Annotated in this window: 6 protein-coding genes; 2 read left to right on the top strand and 4 right to left on the bottom strand. The window is 60.9% G+C overall.

Annotation, left to right across the window (positions count from 1 at the left end):
- The 4 genes from WC739_RS12580 to WC739_RS12565 all read right to left on the bottom strand — a co-directional run.
- On the bottom strand, positions 1–828 hold an 828-nt coding region (locus WC739_RS12580), incomplete at its 3' end, for a sugar ABC transporter substrate-binding protein (protein ID WP_372953360.1).
- Between the two features lie 183 nt (positions 829–1,011).
- Positions 1,012–2,301 carry a sensor histidine kinase gene (locus tag WC739_RS12575; RefSeq protein ID WP_372953359.1) on the bottom strand — a complete coding sequence of 430 codons (1,290 nt, stop codon included), beginning with the start codon at positions 2,299–2,301 and terminating at the stop codon, positions 1,012–1,014.
- Positions 2,302–2,565: 264 nt separating this feature from the next.
- Positions 2,566–3,132, bottom strand: a complete 567-nt coding sequence (locus tag WC739_RS12570; RefSeq protein ID WP_372953358.1) for a DUF2569 family protein — start codon at positions 3,130–3,132, stop codon at positions 2,566–2,568.
- 130 nt (positions 3,133–3,262) lie between these two features.
- Positions 3,263–4,189 (bottom strand): hypothetical protein, encoded by a 927-nt coding sequence (locus tag WC739_RS12565; RefSeq protein WP_372953357.1) that lies wholly within the window; start codon positions 4,187–4,189, stop codon positions 3,263–3,265.
- Positions 4,190–4,491: 302 nt separating this feature from the next.
- On the opposite strand from WC739_RS12565, the gene WC739_RS12560 reads away from it, so the two are divergent.
- Positions 4,492–5,349 (top strand): hypothetical protein, encoded by an 858-nt coding sequence (locus WC739_RS12560; RefSeq protein ID WP_372953356.1) that lies wholly within the window; start codon positions 4,492–4,494, stop codon positions 5,347–5,349.
- Between the two features lie 17 nt (positions 5,350–5,366).
- Positions 5,367–6,551, top strand: coding sequence for a UDP-galactopyranose mutase (glf, locus tag WC739_RS12555; RefSeq protein ID WP_372953355.1), 1,185 nt, complete (start codon positions 5,367–5,369; stop codon positions 6,549–6,551).
- Positions 6,552–6,566: the final 15 nt, after the last annotated feature.

Genomic DNA, 6,566 nt, shown 5'->3' with positions numbered 1-6,566 from the left:
GAAGACGGGTGACGCCAGGGAGATGCTGGCCTTGTAGGGGCTGTCCCCCTTCCGGATCTCAGCGACGGCTTCCGGCTCGCCGTCAATTCCGCCGAGGAATTGGTCTGATCTGTCCTTGCCCGCCGCGCGCAAGGCTTCCAGCGCACCCAGCACGACCGCGTCGCCGCCCAGCACCACGTCGACGTCCGGGTTGGCGACAAGGATGGTCTGCATGGTGGCGAAGCCGCCTTGCTTGGTAACCGGCCTCGGCGCGATATCGGCAACGATGGTCACGCCGGGCATTGCATTCAGACCATCGCGCATTGCCGTGAACCGGGGCGCGAGAAACTCCATCGTATCCTGGGTTAGCAGAACGACCTTCGCCTTTCCGCCCAGCCTGGTGTTGATATGATTGATCGCCGCATCGGTCAGCACCTTGCCGGTTCGATATTGCGGAGCATTGAGAAGCAACGTCGCCGGCGGAGGCACAACAGTGCCGACGAATGCTCCGGACCATATCGCGCCTTGAAGAGCGGGAGCGAAAGCTGCTGGATCCGGAGAGGTGGCAACCATGGCGCCGACCTTCGCCGCGACGAGAGACTGCACCTGGATGATCGCCTTGCCGACATCGTTTTGAACCAGAACCCGTCGATACTCCAGGCCGCGATCCTTCGCCGCCAGGGACAGGCCATAATCGACCCCCTGCAGAAACTCGCGGTCGTTCTCCTGAACATACGCCAGCACCTTGGCGAGACCAGTCGGGGCGCCGCAGGAGGGTGCGTCGGGATCGAAGGCTGGGAACACCGTGCGCTGAGTGATACCTCGGCCACCCGCCTGCGGTCCGGCCAAGGGGCTCCCCGCTGTCGCGGCGATCGCAAGCACGGCCATCGCCAAACAGGTCGGCCACCGGGCAGCAACAGTCCTCAGATCAACCACGCCTGTCCCCCCTCGGCGGTCCCTTCACGGCGACGATTGCCAAGTCGCCGCCGATGGTACCGTCGCGGTCAGTTTTTCATCTTGCGATGACGCGGTCTACTGTGAGGAGGCAGCGCGCCGTGGTTTTGTCGAAAATACCAAATGAGCGGCGGTTCCAGGTCGGCGGGCTCGATAGTCGATCCTGGCACCGAGGCTGATGCACATGGCATTGATGATCCTGCTGCCGACGCCGGTCCCTTTGGCGGGGGCGCCATCGATTCTCCCAACACCGTCGTCCTCGACCACCAATTCGGCTTGCCCGTCCGCCAGTTTGCCGAGCCGCACCCGGACCTCTCCGACGCCACCCGGATAGGCATATTTGAAGGCGTTTGTGACGAGTTCGGTGACCATCACGCCAAGGTTGATGCTGGTGTCGGTTTCAAGTTCGATCGGGTCGATATGGTAAGACAGGCTGACGCCTTGAACCTGGGCGCGCAACGACGTGCGCAGGTGATCGAGCAGACCCGCCAGATATTCATCCAGTGACACCGAGCGCACATCGGAGGAGCCATACAGCCGCCTGTGAACCAGTGAGATCGCAAGGATGCGATCGTGTGTCTCGGCGAGCGCGTCCTTCGCCGCCGGATCTCCGACAGCCTTCGACTGCAGGTTCACCAATGACGAGACGAGCGCCAGGCTGTTGGCAACCCGGTGATTGACCTCCGATAGAAGCACTTCCGCCCGATCGCGCGCCTTTGCCAGGTCCTCGGTCCGGGTGACGACGCGCTGCTCCAGCTCGCTGTTGAGTTCATTGACCTGGTCGCGTGTATCGCGCAATTCCCTGGTGTAGCGAGCGGCGCCATAGGCTGCACCGGCCACCACGGCGACGATCACAAGCCCGCCGATCGCGGAAACGAGCCGCAGCCACGCGCTGTTGGCGCGTTGTTCGGCAACGCCCGACGTCAGCCGGTCATCGGCTTGACCGATGATGCCCGAGAAGAACACATTCGCCTCGTCGGTCAGCGCCTTGCCCCTGTTGGTGCGGAATATCGCCAGTATTTCGGCGTCGCGCTGGTCCCTCTTGAGCGTTATGGTCTGATCGAGTTTGTCGAACTTGGTGGTTATGATCGCGGAGAGCCTCCGCAGGGTGGATTCGGAATCGGGATAGGACGTCAGCAGGGTCTGCAGCGCCTTCAGATGGCGCTGGGCCTGGGCCTTGGCGGTCTGGTAGGGGCCGAGATAGATCTCGTTTCCGGTGATCATGAAGCCGCGCTCGCTCGCCTCGGCCGTCTGCATCGCGTTTCTCAATTCAACGGCCGCGATACGCGTGTCGCGCGCCTCGATCGCATTGTCGAAATAGGATTGAGCCCTCTGCCCCAGCCAGAAGTTGGTGGCCACGATAGCCATAAGCGCCACAAACCCTATCAGCAGGGATGCGGATGTGAGTCGGACAAAGTTTCGGCTGGAGGCAGGCATTGGCGCATATCTGCCCGATTTTGAGCGGCCGCGCCATCATCTCGTGACTGCCGACAAGTCACAAGTTCAAGCTGTCTCGCATGCGTCGCCTTGGCGCCGGCGCCGACTTGCCAGGCGGCTGCGTTGGCGTCGGCGCCCCGTTTCGCAACTCGCTTTCGCAAACGGTGAGCCGGCAATCGCCAGGGAGGGGGACCCTCAGGCGTTCACAGCCTGGACCGACGCGGTCTGCCTGGTGAATGTGTTCCTTACCCGTACAGACCGGTACACGTAAGCGACCCATAGGCCGGTCACCACAAACGAAACCAGAAGCCCCAACAATGCCTGTCCGACATTCACCTGACTCACCGGCACGCCCATGATCGAGGAGATCCAAAGCGTGTCCAGGATGAACAATAACGGGATTGCCAACCATTGGTAGAGAAACAGGCGTGGGAAGCGGTGGCTTCGACTGAGCAGTGAGAGAAGGACGGCCACCTGAAGCGCCAGGAAAGCGAGATTGAGGGCAATCTCGCCATAGGCCGCCAAGGCTCCATTTGGTTGGGTCATGAGCTGACGGTAGCCTTCGGCCGAATTGGCAAGATCGACCAGTGTGCGCAACGGCGCCAATGCCTGCAGGATCGCCAACAGCATCAGCCAGCCTCCAATGCCTACGAGCGTCGACGGAGTCTGCGATGGTTTCACGGCTGAGCGAACGGCAAAGAAAACGGGCACACCGATTATCAAGAGCACGATTGCCCAATGCCAGACCGAAAAAGACGACATTTCCCTTCCCCCTTTATACCCCTTTAAGTTGTATCACATTTTCGACGCAACTCAATCACTGAGGTTGCATGAAGCGAAAATTCTTTCAGCTCTGCAACGCGCTCAAGGGAAGAAAACTCGGCAGGATAGGTCAGTCTGAGACGACGTTGGGCAGCGAGATGGTATAGCGCGGCGGCGTCGAGGCTCTTCGACCTCTCCTCCATTGCTTCAGCCGGTCCCTCAGGCGGATGGGAGGCTTCTCGTAGATCGGAGGAGCCAGGCCGGCGAGTTCGTAGTAGCCGTCCAGGATGTTGGTGCGCAGCAATTGGCGCTCCTGCGTATAGAAGCTGAAATGCGCCACGATCAGGTCGCCGAAAATCTTGCCCGGCCGGTCCAGTTTCATCGGCAGGGTCGCCGACAGCCACTCTTCCTCATCGCCTGAGGGCGGGTGAAATGCCTCTCCAAGACCAACAATGTCCGACCCGAAGAAACCGAGCGCGTTTATCGAGAAACGCGACAGCCTGATCTCGCGGTCAGGCACGCGGAAATCATCCAGCCGGCCGGTGCGGACGGCTTCCATGAAGACCGGGTGAAGCGCCTGCGGAAAACTGGCATGGGCCCAGGAAAATTCGCACGAAGCCTGGCATGTAAGCGGGCCATCCACCAGAACCCTGGACAGCTGCTTGATCAGCGAGTTGCAGATGGCGTTGTTGATGATCAAAGGGGCGTACCAGATGGCCGAGCCCCTTTCCGCCATGACCCTGGCCATAAACTTCGGAAAGAAGCCGTCCTCGACAAAAATCACATCATCGTCGAGGCGCAGGTAGAAGGCATCGGGATCGTCGCAAAACCGATAGAAATCACCGATGACATTGAAGCCTCCATCGGCATGCGGAAGGGTCTTGATCCTGCAACGCGGATCGGCCGCAGCCAGTTGCCGCAGATAGGCACGGTCCGCGTCATTGCGGCAATTGTCCCACAGGTGCCACTCATGCACATCCGGGCTTTTCAGAACATGGTGGCTGAGCAGGCGAAGATATCTCTGCCGGCCTGCGGGGGTCACAACAATCAGCTTCATGGCAAGGTCGTTCCTTGACGGCGGCGCATGCAACCAGCGCGCATGTGGTCGGTAAATGCCGCCCTCTAAAGGCTGCCAATCCTGTCACGCGGCAACAACAGGCGTAGCAGGCTCGGTCCGATTCGTCCCCTGCTGTAAAGGCGCGTGGCGCACCGCCAAAGTCGAACGGTACATGCTCGCCCATTGCTGGCCCTTCGCATCGTTCTTGCTTTGGTGTACCGCCTCACCACGCCCATGACTTTAGTGACCATGGCTGAATGTTGAGAGCAGACTTTTTGACGAGCGCCTCCCGCCGAGACCTTGTGATCGTGAGGGCTGGCGACGGCTCCCTCCATCGCGGATGGGGAGCTGGTGACGCCGGCTGCACGTTCGATTTGATCGTCAGCTATTTCGGAACCGATCCGTCGGCATTCCGGCTGCCATATGAAAACCGGGTCGACCACCATGGCGGCAAATGGGACGGCATCCATGCACTTCTCACACAACGGCCCGATCTGCTCGAGCGGTACCGCTATATCTGGCTGCCCGACGACGATCTCGAAGCCGACCGGCCAACGATCGAGGGACTGTTCGCCAGCATGCGCCGGCTCGACCTGCATGTCGGCCAGCCGGCGCTGACGCTGGACAGCTACTTCACGCATCTGCCATTTGTCAGATGCAAGAGCTTCGAATTTCGCCTGGTGGACAGGATCGAAATCATGGCGCCCTGCCTGAGAGCTGATGTCCTGGCCAGAATGTTGCCTCTGTTCGAAAATTCCATGAGCGGGTTTGGCCTCGACTCCTTGTGGACAAGGCTTGCCTCGGACAATGTCGGAACATCGGCGGTTTTCGACGCCCTGCCAGTGCGCCACACGAGGCCAGTTGGACTTTTCCTGGCGTCGAAGATGCTCAAGTCCGGCCGGACGCCTGAATCCGAAGGTCGCCAACTGGGGTCGAAATATGGTTTCAGGGAGTTCTTCCCGGTTTCCTACGGCGCCGTGGACCGAAAAGGCAGGCGTTGGCGGTCACCACCAATCATCGGCCTGCGCATGGTGGGAGACTATCTCATGGACAGTAAGGACTTTCGTCAGGTGCATCGGCTGAGAAAACGGTTCTGGCACCTTTTGCGGCGCCAATTCTCCAAGCCGGTCGACCTCTCCCGGGTCATACTCGATCCATGAAGCCGACAGTGCCGCCAATGGACATGAACCTCCTGACCAAGGCCGAGATCCTGATTGTCGGCGCTGGATTTTACGGCGCCACGCTCGCCGAGCGGATCGCGACGCGGCTTGGCCGGCGGGTGCTGGTGATCGACCGGCGTCGGCACATCGGCGGCAATGCCTATACGGAGCAGGATCCCGTCACCGGCGTCGAAGTCCACCGCTACGGTCCACATCTTTTCCACACGCCCAATGAAGAGGTCTGGACCTATCTCAACAACTTCACCGGCTTCACCTCCTATCGACACCGGGCGTTCTCAACCTTTTGCGACAAGGTCTATCCGCTGCCCATCAACATGGCCACGATCTGCCAGTTCTTCGGCCGGCGGCTGAGCCCGGACGAGGCGCGCGCCCTGATCGCCAGCCAGGCGTCCGAGCTTGGTGGTCGCGCGCCGGCCAATCTCGAGGAGAAGGCAATCTCCCTGGTGGGCCGTCCGCTCTACGAGGCTTTCATCAGGGGGTACACCGCCAAGCAGTGGCAAACCGATCCGCGCGAATTGCCGGCGCAGATCATCGCCCGCCTTCCGGTCCGCTACACGTTCGAGGACGGCTATTTCAACGACCGTTTCCAGGGCCAGCCGGTGGACGGCTATACGGCGATCTTCGAGAGGATGCTGGCGCATGACCTCATCGAAACACGGCTCGGCGTCGACTTCTTCGATATCAAGGCCTCACTGCCAGAGGGCCTGCCGGTCGTCTACACCGGGCCCATCGACCGCTATTTCGACTATTGCGAGGGGGAGCTTGGCTGGCGGACCATCGATATCGACCTCGAGGTCATGAACACGCCGGATCATCAAGGCACGGCGATCATGAACTATGCGGACGAAGATGTGCCGTACACGCGCATCGTGGAGTTCAGGCATTTCAATCCTGAACGTCAGCACAACAGTGACAAGACGCTGATCGGCCGTGAGTTTTCGCGCTTCGCGCGCCGGGCCGACGAACCCTATTATCCCATTGACACGCGCGGCGATCAGGCGACCTACCGTCGCTATCTCGACCGCGCCGCCAACGAAAGGGGCCTGCATCTCGGGGGGCGGCTGGGCACCTATCGTTATCTCGACATGCATCAGGCGATCGGCGCGGCGCTCAACGCCTTCGAAACCGTTTTTGCACCCCATTTCGCCGGCAGGCCGGCGCCCTCGTCGCCATCGGCGTGAGCGGCCGCCTCGGTT

The organism is Mesorhizobium sp. (assembly GCF_041661565.1).
Taxonomy (GTDB): Bacteria; Pseudomonadota; Alphaproteobacteria; order Rhizobiales; family Rhizobiaceae; genus Mesorhizobium.
This window is presented reverse-complemented; position numbering and strand designations above follow the sequence as displayed.

Coding starts and splice junctions, on each gene's coding strand:
- WC739_RS12575 (WP_372953359.1), bottom strand. CDS start 2,301: ATGGCTATCGTGGCCACCAACTTCTGGCTGGGGCAGAGGGCTCAATCC.
- WC739_RS12570 (WP_372953358.1), bottom strand. CDS start 3,132: ATGTCGTCTTTTTCGGTCTGGCATTGGGCAATCGTGCTCTTGATAATC.
- WC739_RS12565 (WP_372953357.1), bottom strand. CDS start 4,189: ATGAAGCTGATTGTTGTGACCCCCGCAGGCCGGCAGAGATATCTTCGC.
- glf (WP_372953355.1), top strand. CDS start 5,367: ATGGACATGAACCTCCTGACCAAGGCCGAGATCCTGATTGTCGGCGCT.